Below are 465 nucleotides of genomic sequence, written 5' to 3'. Positions count from 1 at the left end.
ACCAAACTACAGCGTAGAGGAATAGAAAAGAGTAAAGGTGCCTCCTTGGAGGCTACCAAACTACAGTGTAGAGGAATAGAAGTAGATAAAAATTGGGCTGTTACAAAATGAAATAGGATACCGGATATAGAGGATTAAATTGATTTAACAATCCATATATCCGGTATGAAACATTCATTTTGTAACAGCCTATTATGTTTTATAGAAGTATTCCTCCGAATGAGTAAAACATGGACTTCTACATTTTAAATTGAACAAATGCTACACAATTATATTTATCATTGGCAACCAAGCCACAACTCTCATAAAACTTAACTGTAGATGTTTGATTTTCTGTAAGTAACACTTTTTGATAAACATCCTTATAGGCATTCATAACATAGTTCATCAACATGGAACCAAGCCCCTGCGAGACCGTTTCAAAGTCCGTGTAAACTCAAAAAACTGACATAAAATTTTAATAGT

Origin of the sequence: Anaerocolumna sp. (assembly GCF_032079385.1) — a bacterium.
GTDB lineage: Bacteria > Bacillota > Clostridia > Lachnospirales > Lachnospiraceae > Anaerocolumna.
Note: the sequence above shows the minus strand (reverse complement) of the source record.